General features: G+C 52.9%; 22 protein-coding genes and 1 tRNA gene. 9 read left to right on the top strand and 14 right to left on the bottom strand.

The features are described 5' to 3' along the window. Positions 1 to 195: 195 nt before the first annotated feature. On the top strand, positions 196 to 615 hold the full coding sequence (locus Q666_RS58710; protein ID WP_022997734.1) for a hypothetical protein: 420 nt from the start codon (positions 196 to 198) through the stop codon (positions 613 to 615). A 193-nt stretch (positions 616 to 808) separates the two neighbouring features. Continuing rightward, complete coding sequence (locus Q666_RS58705) at positions 809 to 1,267, top strand: thermonuclease family protein (protein WP_022997735.1); 459 nt, start codon at positions 809 to 811, stop codon at positions 1,265 to 1,267. 5 nt (positions 1,268 to 1,272) lie between these two features. Here the strand turns inward: Q666_RS58705 and Q666_RS58700 are convergent, their stop codons facing one another. After that, a complete protein-coding gene (locus Q666_RS58700; RefSeq protein ID WP_022997736.1) occupies positions 1,273 to 2,130 on the bottom strand; it encodes a DUF4238 domain-containing protein in 858 nt (285 codons plus the stop codon). 195 nt (positions 2,131 to 2,325) lie between these two features. Here Q666_RS58700 and Q666_RS58695 point away from each other — a divergent pair, with 195 nt between their 5' ends. Then, positions 2,326 to 3,000 (top strand): SOS response-associated peptidase, encoded by a 675-nt coding sequence (locus Q666_RS58695; RefSeq protein ID WP_022997737.1) that lies wholly within the window; start codon positions 2,326 to 2,328, stop codon positions 2,998 to 3,000. A gap of 31 nt (positions 3,001 to 3,031) precedes the next feature. Here the strand turns inward: Q666_RS58695 and Q666_RS58690 are convergent, their stop codons facing one another. From Q666_RS58690 to Q666_RS58680, 4 genes are all read right to left on the bottom strand, one after another. Further along, positions 3,032 to 3,538, bottom strand: coding sequence for a hypothetical protein (locus Q666_RS58690; RefSeq protein ID WP_023014606.1), 507 nt, complete (start codon positions 3,536 to 3,538; stop codon positions 3,032 to 3,034). Between the two features lie 422 nt (positions 3,539 to 3,960). Further along, positions 3,961 to 4,677, bottom strand: coding sequence for an RES family NAD+ phosphorylase (locus tag Q666_RS65745; protein WP_152533443.1), 717 nt, complete (start codon positions 4,675 to 4,677; stop codon positions 3,961 to 3,963). Continuing rightward, entirely contained in the window at positions 4,674 to 5,093 is a 420-nt protein-coding gene (locus tag Q666_RS66855) for an antitoxin Xre-like helix-turn-helix domain-containing protein (RefSeq protein ID WP_022997741.1), read from the bottom strand. The genes Q666_RS65745 and Q666_RS66855 overlap by 4 nt, the downstream gene beginning before the upstream one ends. Before the next feature lie 1,757 nt (positions 5,094 to 6,850). After that, positions 6,851 to 7,045, bottom strand: coding sequence for a terminase small subunit (locus Q666_RS58680; protein WP_022997743.1), 195 nt, complete (start codon positions 7,043 to 7,045; stop codon positions 6,851 to 6,853). Between the two features lie 659 nt (positions 7,046 to 7,704). Here Q666_RS58680 and Q666_RS65205 point away from each other — a divergent pair. Continuing rightward, complete coding sequence (locus tag Q666_RS65205; RefSeq protein WP_022997744.1) at positions 7,705 to 9,108, top strand: serine protease; 1,404 nt, start codon at positions 7,705 to 7,707, stop codon at positions 9,106 to 9,108. A gap of 169 nt (positions 9,109 to 9,277) precedes the next feature. On the opposite strand, the gene Q666_RS58670 is transcribed toward Q666_RS65205, so the two are convergent. From Q666_RS58670 to Q666_RS58645, 7 genes are all read right to left on the bottom strand, one after another. Next, positions 9,278 to 9,820: a hypothetical protein gene (locus Q666_RS58670; RefSeq protein WP_152533441.1), complete on the bottom strand. Its 543-nt coding sequence runs from the start codon at positions 9,818 to 9,820 to the stop codon at positions 9,278 to 9,280. Positions 9,821 to 9,882: 62 nt separating this feature from the next. Beyond that, on the bottom strand, positions 9,883 to 10,203 hold the full coding sequence (locus tag Q666_RS58665; protein WP_022997746.1) for a hypothetical protein: 321 nt from the start codon (positions 10,201 to 10,203) through the stop codon (positions 9,883 to 9,885). Further along, positions 10,200 to 10,961: an HNH endonuclease signature motif containing protein gene (locus tag Q666_RS65735; RefSeq protein WP_081713364.1), complete on the bottom strand. Its 762-nt coding sequence runs from the start codon at positions 10,959 to 10,961 to the stop codon at positions 10,200 to 10,202. The genes Q666_RS58665 and Q666_RS65735 overlap by 4 nt, the downstream gene beginning before the upstream one ends. A 15-nt stretch (positions 10,962 to 10,976) precedes the next feature. Beyond that, positions 10,977 to 11,189, bottom strand: a complete 213-nt coding sequence (locus tag Q666_RS58660) for a helix-turn-helix domain-containing protein (protein WP_022997748.1) — start codon at positions 11,187 to 11,189, stop codon at positions 10,977 to 10,979. Between the two features lie 229 nt (positions 11,190 to 11,418). Continuing rightward, positions 11,419 to 13,017 carry a hypothetical protein gene (locus Q666_RS58655; protein WP_152533440.1) on the bottom strand — a complete coding sequence of 533 codons (1,599 nt, stop codon included), beginning with the start codon at positions 13,015 to 13,017 and terminating at the stop codon, positions 11,419 to 11,421. A 6-nt stretch (positions 13,018 to 13,023) separates the two neighbouring features. Next, complete coding sequence (locus Q666_RS58650; RefSeq protein ID WP_031268081.1) at positions 13,024 to 14,229, bottom strand: site-specific integrase; 1,206 nt, start codon at positions 14,227 to 14,229, stop codon at positions 13,024 to 13,026. 138 nt (positions 14,230 to 14,367) lie between these two features. Continuing rightward, positions 14,368 to 14,457: transfer RNA gene (locus Q666_RS58645), tRNA-Ser, on the bottom strand. Between the two features lie 338 nt (positions 14,458 to 14,795). Here Q666_RS58645 and Q666_RS58640 point away from each other — a divergent pair. Further along, positions 14,796 to 15,590, top strand: coding sequence for a DUF1796 family putative cysteine peptidase (locus Q666_RS58640; protein ID WP_022997751.1), 795 nt, complete (start codon positions 14,796 to 14,798; stop codon positions 15,588 to 15,590). Positions 15,591 to 15,752: 162 nt separating this feature from the next. After that, complete coding sequence (locus tag Q666_RS65200; protein WP_022997752.1) at positions 15,753 to 16,532, top strand: DUF930 domain-containing protein; 780 nt, start codon at positions 15,753 to 15,755, stop codon at positions 16,530 to 16,532. Between the two features lie 112 nt (positions 16,533 to 16,644). Here Q666_RS65200 and Q666_RS58635 read toward each other — a convergent pair whose 3' ends face one another. Next, positions 16,645 to 16,914, bottom strand: coding sequence for a hypothetical protein (locus Q666_RS58635; protein ID WP_022997753.1), 270 nt, complete (start codon positions 16,912 to 16,914; stop codon positions 16,645 to 16,647). Positions 16,915 to 17,452: 538 nt separating this feature from the next. Between Q666_RS58635 and Q666_RS58630 the strand changes: the two genes are divergently transcribed. From Q666_RS58630 to Q666_RS58620, 3 genes are all read left to right on the top strand, one after another. Next, positions 17,453 to 17,875, top strand: a complete 423-nt coding sequence (locus tag Q666_RS58630; protein WP_022997754.1) for a DUF2147 domain-containing protein — start codon at positions 17,453 to 17,455, stop codon at positions 17,873 to 17,875. Between the two features lie 115 nt (positions 17,876 to 17,990). Continuing rightward, positions 17,991 to 18,464, top strand: coding sequence for a DUF2147 domain-containing protein (locus Q666_RS58625; RefSeq protein WP_022997755.1), 474 nt, complete (start codon positions 17,991 to 17,993; stop codon positions 18,462 to 18,464). 31 nt (positions 18,465 to 18,495) lie between these two features. Next, positions 18,496 to 18,894 carry a DUF4440 domain-containing protein gene (locus Q666_RS58620; protein WP_022997756.1) on the top strand — a complete coding sequence of 133 codons (399 nt, stop codon included), beginning with the start codon at positions 18,496 to 18,498 and terminating at the stop codon, positions 18,892 to 18,894. Positions 18,895 to 18,898: 4 nt separating this feature from the next. On the opposite strand, the gene Q666_RS58615 is transcribed toward Q666_RS58620, so the two are convergent. Continuing rightward, the gene (locus Q666_RS58615; protein ID WP_022997757.1) at positions 18,899 to 19,375 is read right to left on the bottom strand and encodes a GNAT family N-acetyltransferase; all 477 of its coding nucleotides are present in this window, start codon (positions 19,373 to 19,375) and stop codon (positions 18,899 to 18,901) included. Positions 19,376 to 19,382: the final 7 nt, after the last annotated feature.

The following is a 19,382-nucleotide window of genomic DNA, read 5'->3' as shown; positions in this document are numbered from 1 at the left end:
CTTCGGCATTCTTCGAACGTCGAAAAACGACCCAGGTTTGTTGAAACTGTCAGATCGTTGCGGTTGGGGTAAACCCATCCCTGCCACTGCGGTTGTTGATCGCAGCTCGTCAACATAATGCATAGAACCAACAACAACCGCTGTTTCATAAGGGTAACCATTACGCTACTTTTGAGTGGTGATGGATACCGTGAAATGTTTCCGATTGTCAGTCAATTTCGAGGCAAAGCGATGATGCGAAAATTGTTGATTAACTGGATCACTCTCTTGCTGTTTATGAGCGCCAGCACAGCCACAGTTGCGCAGAGCTTAATTGCACCTGAGGGGAGATATCGTTGGGAATGCGGCAACGGAATTGCCTGGGAAGATTCAGACGGAAAGCTTGAAGTCATTGGTAACGAACTCCGTTTCTGGGAGTCGATCTGCACTCTGACTAATCCCGTCAATATCCGAGACCTACCAAATGCCGTTATCTATGACGCGACGTGTTCCGGTGAAGGCGAGACTTGGAAAGACCGCATTGTCTTGAGCTTCGTTGGAAATGGAGAAACAGCAATAATCGATATGATCCGCAAGGATGGGGGAATGACCTATCAGTCTTGTCCGAGCCAATAATAGCTGCCGCCGTTATGGTCTGTGCCAGCCTCTTCGCCATCGACGGAGGCTCCAACTGCTGCCGTGATGTGAACATGGCCGCTGTAAGAAATGATATTAGGGACACGAATTGCTAAAGCGCAGACGGGGCAACGTTGTAAAACTTACGCCGCGACGACGGAAGCGAACATACCTGCTTTGGTTTCTGTGTATCGTGGCCCTCTCTGTATTTGTCGGCACAAGTGAAGACCTGCCCATTGATGGCATGCTGCACGAGTTGATGCAGTGGCGTCCGGAAGCACCTACCAACGGTTCCAAAGTTATCACATGCAATTCACTGACAGCGGTCGACGGCGACACCATCAAATGCGATGGCGTGAACATGCGCGACATGGGAGACGGCACGCCGTTTGTGTCCGGCTATGACACGCCAGAACTGCGCCGGCCAAAGTGTCAGCAGGAGCTTGAACTGGCCAGAGCAGCAAAGGCGCGGATGCAGGAGCTATTGGAAACGCCAGGCGTCCAGGTTCGCGACTCCGGCAAAGTGGACTGGTACAACCGGCCGTTGGTGTGGGTGACCTTGCCTGATGGGCGCAGCGTCGGAGCCGTGCTGATCGATGAAGGGTTAGCAAGAATGTGGACGCCTCAGTACAAGGCAAATTGGTGCCCTTAACGGATTTAAGAGTTACTGCGCAGCTTAGCTATCGAGCGTATCAACGTTGGAGAGCGAGACGCGATAAGATTGCTGTTCCGGAAAATTTGCTCGTTCAATTTTCGTACATCTGATTGTTTGACTGGTGTCTTGGCTAAAAAGCCCGCGTCGCCCCATGGGGTCACGGCAACGTTATGGGAGATTGGCATCCATAACTCTGTAGAAGGCGCTACTAGGTGACCCGTTTGACCCATGCGGATTTGGGGATGGTCACCCATAACAAAGCTCTTTCTCGCATCACGAATGACGCCAACCATAAGCCCTTTTTTGCCTAAAACCTCAAGAACGCCTGTCAAGGAAGTCGACCGAGCCTTCACTTTTACATGTTGCAAGCGGCGCTCCAATTGGCTCGGATCTCGCAGTCGAGCTTTGATTTCGGGCCTTAGAGGAGCAAACTCTTGCTCGAATTCCTCAATTGCGTCTCCCCATTGACGATCAAAGTCGTCAATTACGCCCAATCGATTGTACGCGTCTGGCGCACGCGAATATTGCCGACTAAAAAACTCATCCCATGTCGCTCTTTCATCTGATGATAGCCTCAGCGTTCCATTACCGAGGGCAAAATCGATCAGTTTATCGACAATCGGTGTTACTAAGCTTTCGAGCTCGCTGTAGTCTTGTTCCAGCGTGTAATCTTTCGAGCCGTCTCGATTTTCTAACGTATTCAGATCACGTTCCTGAAATACATTTTTGGTATTTGTACAAAATACCCCGTTCTCAGCACGACGCTTGTCGAATACATGCAACTTTCCGTCCTCGTCGGTAAAACGGCGAAGAAGCATTTGAGGCACATAATGGTGATGCTTGGGGCGCGAGTTGCTCATGTCTCTGTTGGGCTGGTTTTATTGTTCGATTCAATTTTATCCGGAGGGAGTATTTAATATTGCCCTTCAAAGAACTAGTTCTATCTACAGAGCTACGACGAAAAGGGAAAAGTGGTGTCTAATATTGCAGCTGACGCCGAAGATTCCACCATTCAAGCAACTTATCAGTAGTCACTGGGGGGGCTCATAGACTTTATGTGTGGTCGGTTCACTCAAGCACATCCCTGGCGAGAATTAGTCAGACTCTACCGTTTAAACGACGAGTGGTATAGCCGGAACACCGAAGCGCGCTACAACATCGCCCCGACGCAGGATGTACCGTTCATCCATCTCGATAAAGAAGGCAATCAGAGTGTCTCAGATGGGCGCTGGTGGCTCGTCCCGCACTGGGCGAAGGAACTGCAGTCCAAATACCCAATGTTCAATGCACGCTCCGAGGACGCGGAAAAGAAGCCAGCCTTCAGGGACGCCTACAAAGCTCACCGCTGCCTGATCCCTGCTGATGGCTGGTATGAGTGGACCAAAGGCGAAGACGGCGGCAAAGACCCGTGGTTCATCCATCTGCCTGACACAGAGCCGTTTTCATTCGCCGGGCTTTGGGCGCACAACACGACACTAGATGTCACGTCCTGCACGATCCTGACGACAGCGGCAGTGTCACCCATCGACCAGGTCCACAATCGGATGCCTGTCGTGCTCGAGCAGTCCGTATACGAACAGTGGTTAGACCCGACCACAGCAGTTGAAGATGCCAAGGGGCTGCTTGCTCAGAACAAGGGAGCCGAGTTCGAATTCTACAGAGTGGGGCGAGAGGTCAATTCATCCAGGACCGGCAACGACCCGAACCTTTTAGAGCCCGTTTCGGAATAGCCGCGCGTTATTTCCGCCAGCCATCTGACATTCATAACTCCGGTTCGGGTTTATGTTTGCGCGGCTTCCGCTTGATCGTTTTTCTCGGAAGTTTCCGCGCCTTTATATGTTCTTGAAACTCTAGCCTATTTCGTTCTTGAATTGCCTCAACAGTGCGAATTCCCTCGAATAATTGTGTCTCGCCCGCTGATGCTTGGGTGCGTTGACGAAGAAATTCTGACGCGACCAATTGGAAAGACCCGGCAACGATACGCTCAATCCCAAACCGCATCTCATCGAACGGTTGATCCATATCCTTCCTGAAATCCAATGCCCCGGACACTTCGTGAGATGCTGGGTAACAGCCCTCAACCTCGCGATATTGTTGGTACGCACTGACGACGGCGGCGCAATTGGCTCCAACTTCGTAGGCTTTTCCCGCACCTCTGCTGACTCTGAGCAGGTTTGCGAACAGCACCCTAAGTTCTCGTTCCAAGTGGTCGAGCACCTGACGACGTGCAATTTGTTTGGGATCATTTTCAACGACAAGCTTAACCATGGGACTTCCTTTCGGCTCGTTGTCCCGCCCTTGCCGCTAGCGCATTAAAACAGAAATCAGTACCAACACCAGCGCTAATCCTGCGCCGGTCGCATGCGTTTGCAGATGAGTGGTATCAGAGTTTCAGGCGATTGCTCCTAGCATCTGAAATCAAATTCAAGTTGCGCGTTTTGCAATTTGCACGCAACCTCTGGCGAGCTTTGGGAGGCTAATATGAAAAAGATGGCGTCAGTACTGATTGCGGTTGCCGTGATCGCCAGCAGTGTTCTGCCGGTTTACGCGCATAGTGGTGGGTGTCGAAAGGACAGCCCAAGAGGGCAGTGCTGCCATGCGGGCAGTAAGCCTTACCATTGCCATTGAATGGAGGCTAAGCAACCGACTTTTCAAAAGTCGATTAGTGTGCGACCTGAATTCGCTTTCGTTTAGTCGCAGTTGGTCACTTTTGTCACAGCAGGATTTGGAGTGCCGGACCACTCTAGCTTCCACTTGTCTGCCGGGCGTACGTTTTGAACCATGTGCGGCCGAAATGCTGCCAAGCACTTGCCGCCTGGTCGTCGCACCGAAGGGTACAACAAGCCATTGCCTTCAAGTAAAAAGATTTGGCGAGCTAGTCTCTGGCCTGCCGGATAGCCTTTTTCGATCTCCGGAGAGAGTTCGTCAGCATCTGGCAAGTCCGAAAGGTCGTGAAAATTGGCGGTAAATCCAGCAACGAGTTCTTGATAAGTGGTTACGTTATCAAACGTATTAGTCGCAATCAGTTCTCGAGTTAGATGGTATCTAACTTCCTCAAGGGCTGTATCAACGGCTGAATTGCCATACGCGGCGTACCAAGCACCGCGTTCAGCACTGTTAAATCTGCTACCTTCTTCACGTGTGTAGCAAAATGCTGCGTTGACATATGTCCACCCGTATCCTGCAGACGAATTTAAGAGCTCTGCCGGGTCGAGGCCTCCAGGAATTGGCATTCGACCTGTACGCCGAGGTGAAGTGAGACCCTCCACCTCGGCTAATATGTCCAATTCTTGATCATTCTTCGCCAGCGGAGTCATCGCCGGTTCGTCAATGTAGGCCGTAGACACCAAGCGAATGGTGTTTGGTTCGGTCAAATCTCGGCGTACAAGCTCTTCTGCATTAGTCAAAGGCCACCCCTGAGCGCGTCGATATGCTGACGAACACGCATCATGGCGGGTATTCCGCCCTCTATCATGACTTGGACCGGCGACTTTCCGAGAAAACCGTAGCCTTGGTTTTCGGTCTTTGGCCACCCATAGGTCAAAGGGCCATTAAACAGCAACCTAAGTCCTTTGAAGAGGCCAATGATGAGGCTCGCCCGAGTCACTTTGTCACGATCAAGTTGACCTTTGTATTCGCCTGACTTTATCCGGTTCCACGTTGCAACCGATACATCGAACAAAGCGGCAGATTCTTCGTTAGTCAACCCCCAGTAACCAAAAGCCTCAACGACAGCCTTGAGTACTACTTGAATACGGCCAGCGTCTCCAGCATCAATAGGTGTTATCTTGGCGTCCAATGGCATCATGATGTTGTGGTTCATGCTTCTTCCCGTACCTCACCGATACGAGCCCCCGAGCCCGAAACAGTCTCTCATATGATATACATTAGGCAATCATATGATCGGATAGAGGCAGTTAACAAGTGGTTACTGTCACACAGTTTCGCAAATTAAAGATCCGCAAAGCTTTCCGGGCCGATTGCTGTTGATCAGTTAAAATTTGATGCAAAAGTGCAACAGTTAATTCCTCTCGCCTTCTCCATTGTCCCGTTACTACTTGAGTCGTAAACGGCGCACCCTAGAGATCGTTCCAAGTTCGCGCGCGGGTGCTCTAATTCCGCCTTCTGGCCTCCCGCCTTTAGGTTTTTGGTCAACTTGTCCAGAAACCTGTTTTGCCTCGACCAGCTCCACCCACTTGGCAATCTGTTCCGACCGCTCAAGCTGCGTTAGCTCAGACCGGTGCAGGTTCTCCGCAATCTCACGAAGCTCCGCGTCGATTTCTCGATTTGAGCCACCAAACCCTCGTATTCATGCGATATCAACGCCTCGCGAGTTTACCACCGCAGCAACATAGGAAGAGCATGAACAAGGCACCGCACAACCTACAACCGATCACATGTCGCCCGGTCCAAGCCAAAGAACGTTTGGAGTTTCTACGGCAACGATTTATCGGTGGGCTCAAAAGGGACATATCCGCATTCACAAGCGCGCCGGTTGCAGCTTTCTGAATGTCGAGGAAGTGAAGAATTTTCTGCTCGGCAAAGACGAACTGGACGAGTGATCGGGTTCCTCGAATTTCTCTAATGTCTACATTTGACAGCGCATTCCAAACGACAATTGTCTGAACTTTTGGACTTTGCTATCCAAAAAATGGCTGAAACTGGCCGTTTGTTTAAGACCTGCCGACGTGACCTCAACCTTGCAAAGAGTTCGCGCTTGTACGCGTCGACCCCTCCTCAATTTTGGGGAGGTACCCAAGCAAGCCCGATAATCGCCTCCTGCGCGGTATCGCGCTCCCTGCCAGGCGAGGCCAACCGTACCGATATCCGTACAGTTGGATTTGCCTCGCGCGGGCGCGTACTGGTCTGATAATTCGAAACTGAAGTTTTTAAGACTGCCAATGTTGAGTTTTCTAAGCTCTTATCGATTGCGATGTTAAGTTTTGTTAAGGTCCAGAGCCAACGTCAATGACAGGTTTTGTCAGGCCCCAAAGGCCTGGTGATGTGAAGTTTTGTGAGGTACTGGCAATCTGAGCCATTTCAGGTTTTCTCAGGTCTGAAGAGCCATCTAGGTCAAGTTTGGTCAAGCCCCAAGCCTATTAAGGAGATTCAATAGCGTCAAATCTTCAAAATAAGATACCACCAGCGTTCAAATTAGAGTTTTTCCTAGCACCCTACCTGAAATTTTCAAATCGCTCTCCACGACTCTTAAAATTGATTTTTGCTCAAGTATCGATTTGGCTACCTGGTGTTAGCTCCTATGTGACTGGTAAAAAACCTTCCCCGTGTTGTGACGTTGGAAAAACCTTCACGGGACCGACTAATAAAAGTGGTAGACCTCTCGCCTTTACGGTGTCCAAAAATTCATCTGCCTGCCCTGAACCGTCAAACCGTGACGCCCTCAATCTCAACATTCTTCAACATGCGCTGAATGTGATCAGCCTATGTCCTCGCATTCTGACCCCAAAAAAATCTTCAGGGGGATCGACTGAAAAAAGCGGTACATGCCACAGAGGCCACGTCAACGACCATAACATTCGATAACAGACGCGAGCTATGTTCATGGGCGGCTGCCGAAAATTAGGGGCCCGGTCTTTTTCCAGTTTCCTGAAGAACCCTGTCTTGGGTGATCTGCGTACGCTGTGAGCGTTGGCTCTGGGCTTCTGCAATGGCTTCGGCAACAACAGGTTTTGACAGGTTCTCGGCACCCATCTGCTGGGCCGTCTTTTCACTGTATCCTGCCCGGATTGCCGCCTGCGTTGCGTTCAGATCCACCGCGCTTTTTCCGGCTTCAAGAAACTCGCCCGCCCTGCCCTTATCGATCTTAGTTTCGGTTTTCAGAGTGTTGCGAAAATTTCCGAGTCAAAACTGCCGCTTCCACCCAAACGTGCGGGTCCAGAATTACCCTGAATAGAGGATGTATTGGCATCACGTTTCCCGGTGTAAAGAAATTCACTCGGTTATTCGTCGTGACCCGCAATAGTGGAACCGACCGAGCCGAGAAATGTCATTCGCGTAGTGACCTCCGGAAAACCTTCCGCTGGCGCATTTCTGCGCTGATCGGCGTATCCGGCCGAAGGCTTCCCGCCCACTCCAATCGACGGCCTGTGACGCAGCAAACTTCCTCGCATAGACGCTTCTAAGAATTCGCCTCGCGTTTTGACCCTGATAAACCTTGGCTGTGCCTCGTCTCTTACGGCATCCAAAAATTGCTTCGTGCAATGACCTTGGAAAAATCATGGTCCCAAGGGGTGCTGCACGCTTGGCGGAAGACGGGTCCGGGAGTGTTCCCTTGTTCCGGTTCTTCCGGGACTTAAAGCGTTCGGGTAAAATCGCCCGCCGATTAGACGCCTTTGTTGCAAGTTGCCAAAACAATTGATTGCCATTTGGAAATGCGCGAAGATTTTGGCCATTGAAGCGAAATACGGCTTGTTATGCGTACCTTTGCCCTGATCATTTGGTTTTATCTATGTTCATGCGCTATTGCGCTCGCTGACTATGGGCAATCGAAAGCCTGGTTTTATGCCCAGAGTTTCGAAGACCGTATTGCGATCCAGCTGCTACTGATTTTCTCCGGCGACTATGTCGCCATCGTTGATGCAACATTTGGAAAGCGCACCTACGAAAGCCTGATCAATTTCCAATACCGGCACGGATTTGCGCCCGACGGTGTCCTCGGTAAGCGTGAATTCGAAGCCCTTCAGGTAGAGGGTGGCTCGGTTATGGAAAAAGTCGGCTTCGAGTTTCGCGACGAGTCTTCATCTGGTGTGACGCTCGGCATTCCGGAAAAACTTTTCATCTCCGTTGATCCCACCCGGAGAGGCGCGCGTTGGATATCTAAGGATCGTCTGATCGAATTGGAGACGCTTCGGATACCGCATTACGATACTGACTATCGACAATTGTATGATCGGTTGTCGACCGAAAATCGGACCAGACGCGTTGAATACAAGGTATTCAGAAACGACTATTTTGTAGTGAGCGGAACAACGAACGGTAAGAAATTCTATCTGCGGCTGTTTAAAACCCAGAACGACACACGAGGATTTTCGTTGTCTTGGAACAATGAGTTGAGTGTGGTCATGGACAGGGTGGCCATCGCCATGTCCAATAGCCTCACCTACTATGACGGATCGAGCCAGGCCAACCTAGTACCGCAACCGCAGCAACCCACACCATCAATAACCAATGCACCGACACCAACGCCCAATACTTCAAGGCGTTCGTCTGGGTCCGGATATTTCATCTCCGATCAGGGGCATGTAGGGACCAACGCCCACGTCATAGAAGGATGCACCGCCATTAACGTGGTTGGGCATGGTCGAGCTATCGTGGTCAAAGCAGACGAAGCTAATGATCTGGCTATCATTCAGGCGGTTACGCCCAAGCAGCATGCCGTTGCCCGTTTCCGTCCGTTGCCCGTTCGCAGAGGCGAAGACGTTTTCGTAATGGGGTTTCCACTAGGATCGTTGCTAGGGGACAATCTTACGATCTCAAAGGGTATAGTTTCTTCGCTCGCAGGAATTGGTGGCGACATACGGCACTTTCATCTTTCCGCTCCTGTGCAGCCGGGAAATTCTGGAGGGCCGGTCTTGGATGCTTCAGGAGCAATAATTGGGACCGTGGTTGCCAAACTAGATGCGATGGCAACGCTTGAAGTCGCGGGCTCCTTGCCAGAAAATATCAATTTCGCAGTCCGGGGCAACATGATGGCTGCGCTAATGAGCAGCGTGAACGTCGAGCCTGTTTACATGTCGGTAGATGCGCCAAACCAGAAAGGCGCAGCTGAGATTTCGAGCGAAGCTGAAAACTTCACGGTACAGATCACGTGCAATTAAGGCAGGGGCTCAGTCCAACATGCCTTTAACGGGGTCAAAAAAATGGCCGCCCAAGGTTTCGCTCTGCTTGTACCCCTATGGTAATATAAGGATGTCTCAAAAATTAAGACGAACGGTCACTGAGAACACCCCAATTCGTCATCATTCTTGAGATGGGTCTTCTCAAAAATTAAGACGCCTCTGGCAAATTCGTCATCATTTTTAAGACAGGTCTTCTCAAATTTTGAGACAGGGTTTTGTTTTTCTGGCGTCCGTTTTTCCCGTGCGGATTGTTTGCGGTCGCTTTGTGAACGGCATAGTCGCGACCGACCTTCCAGGCTCGGTACAGTTTGCGTCCTTCAGAACGATCAGAGTGGGGCAAACCGAGTTCAGTGATCTCGTATGAAGGTGTATTGCCCTCCCCCTCCAATCCAAGGCATGCAGGTTCGGTGACGACAATGAATCCTTTTGCCTGGAGGTCATGAAAGCCCTTGGCAGCCGTGTTGAGGGCTACTCCGATGCGTTCAGCAGCTTGGCGAACGCTCAGACGGATTTTCCCATTATTATTGAATTTGGGGCCGTGCCATTCAAGCTTTAACCATGGGTACAAGGCTTGTGCGACTGGCGAAAGGGCTCTCCACGCGGGCTCTTCCATCGTGGCTCTGATCATTGAAGTATGATGATCGGTCTTGCCGGACTTCTGGCGTCTAGTTCTGTCCATTGCTCTGCTCATGAAATGATTCAAGGAGTTGCGCAGGGGCTCCTAGCCCCTGGCATTCTCTCAGCGTCTGAAATTCAGACTTTTTCCTGCTCGAAGACTTCAGCCGGCGCTGTCGCATCCGTGAACGTTGGTTCGTTGTCGTTCACATTGGAGAACCGCAACCGTGCCCAGCGCCTGGCAACGCATTCGTCGCGGCTATAGAGCCTGTGACCGAGTTCATTACGTCCTCGGCTCAGGTATTCGCAACTGTCGTGCATCGCCATCGCGCCTGCATTCGTCACCATCATGACCGTTGCGGCCTGACTGGTGAACAGGTAGGGTGGGAGATCCCCAAACTTCTCGATTTCTTCCGCCAGGGACGAAACCGGGATTGGCTCAAGAACGGATCGGCTCATTTCGAAGCACCTCCGTCGTTGTCGTTGGCAGGAGCGCCGATCAGGAGACCGAAGGCATGCGCACGGGCATCTATGGCGCAGCGCAAGCAAGTGTAAGTGCCAAGTTTCACGTTCCGGTCAGCAATGCCGATTGATGCGAGATAGCGTTGCGCTGAAGCAATCCAGCTAACTCCACGGTGCCCCGTGTTGGACTCGGTTGGAGCAATGCGGTTAAGAGAGTTCTGCCAGGGAAGGACTTCCCGGAGATTGGAATTCTCGGGATCTCCTTTGACCAGCCGGTTATCCGAGCGGTTGCCGTTCTCGTGGTCGATATGCCCGATAGGTTCGCGGCCGTAGACAAGCTTGAAGATAAGCCGATGTGCCCTGTATGCGACGCCATCGACAAAGATCTGAACATATCCATCAATAGGCGTCCCGGCCACGTCTCCGGCTCGTTGACCTCCCCTTGAAACCTTCCACGTCAAAACACCTGTTTCAGGGTCATACCCGAAAAGCTCCCGAAGCCGCTTAACGGTAGGAAGCGGTTTGCAATACGGCGCGTCGGCAGGCTTGAAGTTTGCGAGCCGTTCTGCCACCTTTGCGGCGTTCTTCTGCTTGCAGGCTTCATCAAATTCACGCTGCTTGCCAGTTGCATTTCCGACGCTACACGTGCATGATGAAAGTTGCCTAGCAGCAAAGTTAAAGAGCGTGCCATCGCTTTTTTTTGAGACCCCGGAGTCACCAGCTCCGGGGTTTTCAGTTGAGGGAGAGAAATCCATCTGTGACGCCTCCCCTCAAGCCGCTGCCGGTTCGGCGTTGTCGTTGCCTGCCGGTTGAACCGTCGCGCAAGTCGGCAGCGCGTCCAGTTCCGAGATCCGGAAAAGTGTCTTGCTGCCCAGCTTGTATTTTTTGAGAAGCCCAGCCCTCACTCGGCGATAAATGGTTTCATGCGAGCAATCGCCCAGAAACTTTTTTGCGCCGTCAAGGTCCGTGTACCCGGTCTGCATGTGTCGTCTCCGCTATTGGGGCGGATACTCAATACTCTGTCCGCTGTGTGCTGGCGCTGCAATCAGCATCACTTTGCCGCGCCTTCTGACAGCTAGTATCAGCAGGCTACACACTCGAGACAATAGTAAAAATGTCCCAAATTTCCCAATTTACTTTAATGAGAATAGTGGGAATAGTGGGAATAGTGGGAATCTGAATTTATTAAAGTAAGCTCCACATGAAGCTCTACTACTTGAACCGCTCACGCAGTACATTGACGTATCTATAGAGAGAGGATTTCTGAGGCTCTGGCTTCCCAGTATCTTTGTTTTTCTTCTCAAACCATCTTTCAAGTGCGGCCTTAACATCACCGGGAGACGCAAATAGCGGATGGTTCTCACCATAAGCGCCATACTTTGAAAACACTTCTGCGTGCTCTTCAATGAAACCGTCGTAACTAGTCGGCTTACGGCCGCGCTTTCCCCTACCCGAAACACTTTCGTTATGTGCCTTTTTCGTTGGCCCAACTTCATCAAACGTTTCAGGTTTCGTTTCCTGGTCTTGAACTGGCCACAGTGCCTGCACCTTCGCGGCTTCAAAGGAAAGGTTCTCGTACCTCTCCCGAGATTGCATATTACCCGCAACGTCCCGCCAATTTTTATCATACAGGAAGTCCAGGCCTCCCCATTTCAATTTGGGTATTGGAACTACAGCCTTCTGTCCCGTGGCCTGTCCAAATGCGGTCAGTTCACCCGACAAGAGGGCGGCTTTGAGCTTATCCTTAGCACTATTGATTGTTTCCTCAGAGGTTGGGCTGCGAGCTTCCTTAATTGCCATACGAGCCGTGGATGGGTCGCGAAGGTGAGCAAGGTAATAGCCGCCCCCTTCTGACCGCCATTCGAAACAGCGGCGAGTATATTTCTCGCAATGCTGCGTCACATCTTCCGGCGTGCGGAACATAATCCACGCGAGCACCATTGGGAGTGTCCAAGTCGGTTCCGACAGGGGGGCAAACGTGGACGGATGCGGATTGAGTGGAGATAGGGTCAGGCCTTTTTTCTGGGCTTCAATTTTACCCTGCTCGGGCGTCATGTTGCCCCGATTGATTTGATCAATAATTCTGGCTCTCTCGGCTGCGAAGCGTTCCGTTTCAGGCCACATTTTAACAACCTCGGCACTTGGCAATTTGATGTTCACGTACCCGTTGTTTCCGGGTCCAGTTACGAGGTTGAACCGCCCAGCGCCGTAAAGCACGTTTTCGAACACTCGCAATTCTGCTGCGAGCCAAATCTCGCGGGGAATAGTCTGGATAGTTTTTGTCGAAGTGTGCTCACCAACTGCCGTCAGGCCTTTTGAAACACATGCCTGCGCCAACAACCTTGCGGCCTCGTCATAGGGTAAAAAAACATCACTGATCAGTGCGAGACCATTTGCGCCTGGCTTACGCAATCGGGTCAAAAAGTCTTTGGTGAGAACCGTAAGTTTCGATGGCTCGAGCGGTTCATCAGGCTCAAGCCGGTAAACCAAATCGTCTCCTGGCTGAAGGTCTTCTAGTCTTGGTTTCAGCTTGATTGTCGCTTGACAGTACCGATCCCAAAACCGCTTCACAAATTTCACGTCACGGAACATTACCCATGCCAACACCATATCGATTGACCAAGAAACTTCTGAAAACGGATTGAAAGTGTCCGGATCTGGGTAAGTCTGGAGCGGACCAATTCCAAGTTCCAAGGCGAGCGCTTCGCCCTGTTCGTGCGACAAGTGCTCGCTCGACATTTTTTTAAGCAGCGCAGATCGGCGCGCATCGATATCGTTGGGCTCACCTTCGCGCCTTGCTGGGACCTTCACGACCAATTACCCCGCGTATTCGTTGATTTTGACGACGTTCGCAGCGCTGCCGGTGCAATGATTGGCCCATGCGTTCAGAAGATTCCGACGTTTCTTGATCGCGGTTCCGCGCCGGTAGGCTTTCTCGGCCTCATTACCTATGGTGTGAGCAAGACAGCCTTCCGCGACTTCTCGGGCAAACTCTGTTTCATCGCCTGCCCAATCTCGGAAAGAGGATCTGAAACCGTGAGGCGTGAACACTTCCTGCCCCATCCGGCGCAAGAGCATTTCCAGCACCATGTTTGAAAGCGGCTTGTTCCTCTTGTTGCCGGGAAACACCCATTCGTCCCGGCGCTTGTCGTAAAGGTCTTTGAGAATGGAAATTGCTGGATCTGTGAGCGGGACGACATGCGGCGTTTTCGTTTTCATCCGCTCTTTGGGGATCGTCCAAAGGCGTTGATCTAGATCGAACTCAGGCCATTGCGCCTTAAGCACTTCGCCAGTGCGACAGAGAGTGTAAATCAGAAGCTCCAGGGCGCGAGCCGACAGGCCCGGACGCTCTGCAAGCTGTGTCACAAATGCAGGCACGTCCCTATAGGGCATTGCCGCGTGGTGTTTCACGTCTTTGAGCTTGGAAGGTTTCGGGAGAACGGTTTCAAGATTGCCCCGCCATGCGGCCGGGTTGTCTCCGCCCTGCCACCCTGCTTCCGGTTTGTTGGCATTTAGCACGCGCTCTATCCGGCCCCGGAGCCGGGTTGCTGTCTCGGTTTTGGTTGCCCAGATCGGATTAAGCACCGCCAGCACGTCGGCTTTGGTGATTTCAGAGGGGCGCTTTTTCTGAAGCTTGGCACAGTAAGCCGGTCCAAGTGTCATTTTCCATTGGTCACGGTGCTTCGGATTCGACCAAGCCTTTTCGTTCTTCTCTAGGAAGTCTTGAACGCACTCCGCAAAGGTCCGCTCTTCGGTCTTTTCGAAAAGGGCTTTCGGGTTTTCGCCCTTGGCGACGGCTTCCCGGCAGTTTGAGGCTTTGGAGCGTGCGAGGGAGAGTGAAACAGCCGGATAGGGACCGAGCCCGTATTCAGAGCGATTGCCGCCCAGGTTCCACATGTAAGACCACGACTTAGACCCGGATTGCGAGACCCGGAGATAGAGCCCGCCACCATCGCTAATGCGACCGGCCTTGTTCGCCGCCCTTACTTTGGCGTCGTTGAGCTTGTGAAGTGCGCGTGCCATCTCGTGCCTACTTCCATGCCTACTTTTTTCGTGTGTTACCTAGCAGTCACACAGTGTAGCGCAGTGAAAAGTAACCGGCAATATCCGCAGAATTCTGCGGGCAGATGTGATGTGGATTGAAGGGAGTTGAGGCGGGAGTGGCGGAGAGGAAGGGATTCGAACCCTCGAGACGGTTGCCCGTCTACTCCCTTAGCAGGGGAGCGCCTTCGACCACTCGGCCACCTCTCCGGTAACGCCCGTGTACGAATAAAAGCCTCACAGTTCAAGGCGTTTTTTACGCCTTGTTACTTTTTCCACCGCGCTTGGCCTCGCAACTTCTGGAAGGTGAAGACAGGCATCGAACGCTGAAATCCGGCATCGTCTTCACAAATCGCGGAACCAGACGCCTCGTTCGTTTGAAAATGAACCGCTTCTTTCCACCCGTCGCAAGTCGGGTTGGCAATTCGCTCGCCAGGTTTCGCTTTTTTTCCTCACCACCCGGCCACCGTCACATCTTGGAGTTGACTTTTGGCGCGCCACCGGCAAAACGACCCTCTTTCATCAATGAATTTGGCTTTGGGTGATACTTGAAAAACGTTTTTGTTTCGCTGGGTGGCGGGTGTGACGCTGCGACAAACCTCAAGAAGCTGGGCCTGAGGCATGAGCAATACCCCTTCGACTGGCTCTGGAACCTTGACGCGGGCCTGGACTACGTCTCGAAAATCATCGCGACAGACTTCAAGGGCCTTACCAGCAAGCACGACTATACTTACGCCTCGCATCAAATAAATCCGGTTGAGAAGTTCCTCATTTTCAAGAACTACCCGAAAATCGCGCATCTGCACTCCAATCCACACGACAGCAGTGACGTATTGGCGGACTACAGGGTTCGGATTGACAGGTTCAGGAAACTCATCAAAGACACTGGCGAAAAAACGACCTTCATTTACTATCGCAACGCGGCAGTGGCGGAAGAAAATTCGATAAACGACTTTCATGCAGAAGTTTCGCGTCTGAAAAGCGAAACAACCCTTTTTGAAGAGATGATGGCGCGTCTGCATCCAGACAAAACGTTTTCTCTGGTCAGTCTCCTTGCAATACCCGCGACCTGTTTTGACAATCACGCCCTCAGGGAAAATTTGCGGCGCACCTGCTCGTGCAACCGGTCTGCAAGAACGACATTCGAAATTGTCCCGATGCGTGACGATCGCTACCCGGAACAGTTCAATGCATGGACAGACGAGTGGACTGCGGCGCTCAGACGAGCCAAGGCTGTTTCACCACTGGACATAATGCGCGGAAAGATGTCGAAACGGAAAATTCGCACCCGCAAGAAACTGACCAGGCTGCTGCCCAGGGCTACTGCCAGGCTGTTGGGTTAGGGAGCGTTTTTCCAGAGGTGGTTCATCGCGCTACCAGAAAGTCTCAAACCCTTCTCGCATGATGATTGACTGGCCTGCCACCGTCCGCGGGAACAGACCCAGTTCCCACCTTCCCCTTCATAATTCAGCCGCACTCCTCTGGTGCGATGGACATTCTTCAACTTGGCCGGGTATCGGAGAAGTGCCATAGCCGAGCTCGCCCCTCCGACGCATCTGACACGGTTTGTCGCGGAAAGGTTTCCGTGGATCTGTGCGCTCTGGCTGCACCTTGCGCTCTATGCGTTGTTGAGCGATGCGGCGCTGTGGCGGACGATCCTGCCAGAACCGCCCGAGCCTGTCTCCGTCGAGATCATTCCCGAATACCTGCCGCCAAGTCTGCCGGAAACCGCGCTGGAAGAAACCGACGAGAGCCAGTCGCAAACTGCGGCAATCTCCCCGCAATCCAGTGCTGATCCGTTGTCAGGTTCGAACGCGCCTTCGGAACAGGTGCCTTCTTCGAATGCCTCCTCGCCCGCGCCGACGGACCCATCTTCTTCGAGGACCAGGCCCGAGCAGGAATGGGTTACTGCAAATGCCTATTTTGCCAATGATGTCCTGAACGACCCACGCTCCGCACAGGCACGCGAGTTTCTGCCAACCTTGACCAGTGAAGACGGCCGCGAGCAGATTTGCGCGCTGGAGGCAATGGAGCAAGTTCGTCATGCACGGCCGGGGTTCAAGCCGACACGGCTTGCGCCACATGCTTTCCGCAATTCATTTCAGAAGGAAGATATGATTGTCGTGCCCGCCGGAGCCCTCAGAAGCAACCGGGTCTGGTACGAGATCGCCTATCGATGCCGGCTGGACGCCAGCGGCAAGATCGTCAGCGAGTTCGAATATGCCCTTGGTGCACCAATCGACCGCTCGATCTGGGATGAGTACGGTCTGGCGCCGATCCATTGACTGGAGCGATCCCGGCAAGGGGCCGGAAACTGGACGCGGCAGAAAACTGTGCTGCCGCGTCAGGTTGTGGATACCGGTTCAGGTGCCGTTCGGCCGGCAGCCTTCATCCGGTTCAATGCATCGACAGCCATTCACGAGCCGACCGCTGAGCTTCGGCGATTTCGGAAGTGGACATTTCACCGGAAATTTCCTTGCGGTAGCGTGCTGCGTCCTTGTTGCCTTTGAGAGCGGCAATGTTGAACCACTTGTGCGCTGTGATGAGATCGGTCATGCCGTGACGGCCGCAAGCGCTATCCAGACCCATCTGGAACAGGATGTCTGCGGTAACCGGCTTTTCGCCCATGATGGCCATATCGGCCGAGTGCATTTCAAAACGAGCCATAACGCTCCCCTTTCGTCTGTCTGACTTCTGCGGAACAGCTCCGATCCTTCTGGATCCACCGTTCCGGTTCCCTACTGCCAACCGGTCACTTTGCTGAACACAATGGCTTGGCAAGGACCGATCTAAGAAACACAAGCTTTCGTGAAGCTTTCCCCGTTGTTTCTTGAGGTCTACTTCATCAGCAGCAGTTAAAAGGGGCGTTAAAAGACAGGTTTAACGTAATGCGAACAAAATTTTAAATAAGTCTGAAATTCATATTGCGGTAAGTATATGGTTGCGATTTTCCCTTTTTAATCAGTCACATTCTCTGAAAATTTGACAAGGCCCATCAACCTTCTGTTCACCATGGATTCGTTTCCACAATTCTTTGTCCGGCTCTATTTCGTTCCCTTCCCTTCAGAAAACCAGACTTTACCTCCCTTCGGCGTTCAGGAGGATTTTCGGACGACCTGACGTTGGGTGACGGCTTTTCAGCACGTTTCCCGAGCTATACATTCCCTTTCCGTAAACGGAAGGCATTCCGCTTTGGGAGGAACTTATGCTGAAAACTATTCTGTCGTCCGCACTTCTTGCGGGCGCCATCATCACCACATCCGCAACAATGTCTTTCGCAGGCGATGCCAAGGGAGACTGGGTCCGCCCGAACGGGGCATCCAAGATCCGGATAAGCTCCTGCGGCAGTTCCTTGTGCGGCAAGCTGATATGGCTGCGGGAGCCGCGAAACGACACCAGGAACCCGGACGCGGCCAAGCGGGACCGCCCGCTGCTGGGAGTTCAGATCGTTCAGGCCATGAAACCCACCGACAAGGAAAACCAGTGGAAGGGCAAGGTCTATAACGCCGAGGACGGCAAGACCTATACCGGCTTCATCGAGCTGACGTCCGCCAACGCGTTGAAACTGGAGGGCTGCGTGATGGGCGGCCTCATCTGCAAGGGCGAAACCTGGAAACGGGAACAATAAACGGCTGAACAAAGTCCGAAATCGCTAGATCCTGTCGATTTGGCCTTTCCTCCGTCGCAATTGCCGGTCAGAGATTGTGGCGCAGTCGTCACCAGCATTGCGACGGGGGATAATCGTGGTTCCTGTTTCTTTCTTTGTTTCTGCGTTTCCGACTTCCAGACTGTTATCGAAAGCCGGTCTGTTCGCTCTCCTGCTTGCAGGCACAGGGGGCCAGGCCATTGCAGCCCCGGACATCAACGGCAAATGGCTGACACCGGCAGGTGCCGTCATCCAGATACAAAAATGCGGCAAGGTGCCCTGCGGCAAGATTGTCCGGTTTCCGGCCCCCAAAGGCTATTCCATGGAAAACACGCCGGATCTCAAAAACAAGGACGAAAGCAAGCGCAAACGGAAGGTTCTCGGCCTGACCGTGCTCTGGCGCATGGCACCACAGAAAGATGGCTGGAAAGGCCGGGTCTATGATCCGCGTCGCGGCTTCAGCGCGGATGCCACCTTGCGCCCGAAGAACGCCTCCGCCCTGGAAGTACAGGGCTGCGTCCGCGTCGTTTTCAATGTCTGCGAAAAGGAAACCTGGCGACGGGTCGACTGACACCGCCGGTTCACCAGCTCGGCCCGGATCCATGTCTGACACGTGCCTCACGCCCGACGATATCGAAACGCTCACCAGACTGGAGGAAAGCCTGTGGCGAGCGGAAACGCGGTACGACCCCGTCCTGATGGACCGGATCTTTGCGGATGACTTTTTTGAGTTCGGCCGATCCGGCCGTATCTATCCGCGTGAAGACCTGATCCTGCCCGCGCGTGCCGCACGGCCTATCGACGTACGCCTGCCCCTGCCCGGCCTCAAGTTCACCGTGATCGACACGAATTCGGTTCTCGTGACCTACGTCAGTGAGGTCAGGCGTGCGCTTGATAACGTTGAAAGGACAAACCGCAGTTCGATCTGGAGCAGACGAGACGGAGCCTGGCAGTTGCGGTTCCATCAAGGCACAGCGCACCAGGCACCGACTGATCAATGATGGCTCAGACGAACATCTTCTTGTAGCCGTGATGGCTCTGGTCGTAGCCAAGCCGCTTGTAAAAGTGATGTGAGCCTTCGCGTTCCTTGTTCGACGTCAGCTGCACAATGCAGGCGTTGCCCTGCCGTGCCAGGTCTTCAGCCCTTGCCATCATCAGCCGCCCGACACCGGTGCCGCGCTGGTCTGCGCGCACGTGAACGCTTTCCAGTTCAACCCTCGGACGCCCCTGGAAGGCGAGCCCTTTCATGAAATGGATCTGGAAGGTGCCGACCACTTCTCCGCTTTCGCCAAGCGCGACGTAGATATCGCACTCGGGTGCGGCGACAAGCGCGTCAAATGCCGGTCGGTAGTCCTGCCAATCGGCAAATTCCCTGTCCTTGCGAACACTGGTCGCCCCCGCATTGATGATGGCGACGATCTCGCGAAGGTGCTCCGGGCGGGCTTTTTCGATGGAAACGGTCGAGGCAATTGTGTCCGGCATCTTCGGT

This window comes from Labrenzia sp. C1B70, from assembly GCF_000475395.1.
GTDB classification, from domain to species: Bacteria; Pseudomonadota; Alphaproteobacteria; order Rhizobiales; family Stappiaceae; genus Roseibium; species Roseibium algicola.
The sequence above is the reverse complement of the archived record's forward strand: the minus strand, read 5'-3'. Positions and strand labels throughout refer to the sequence as shown.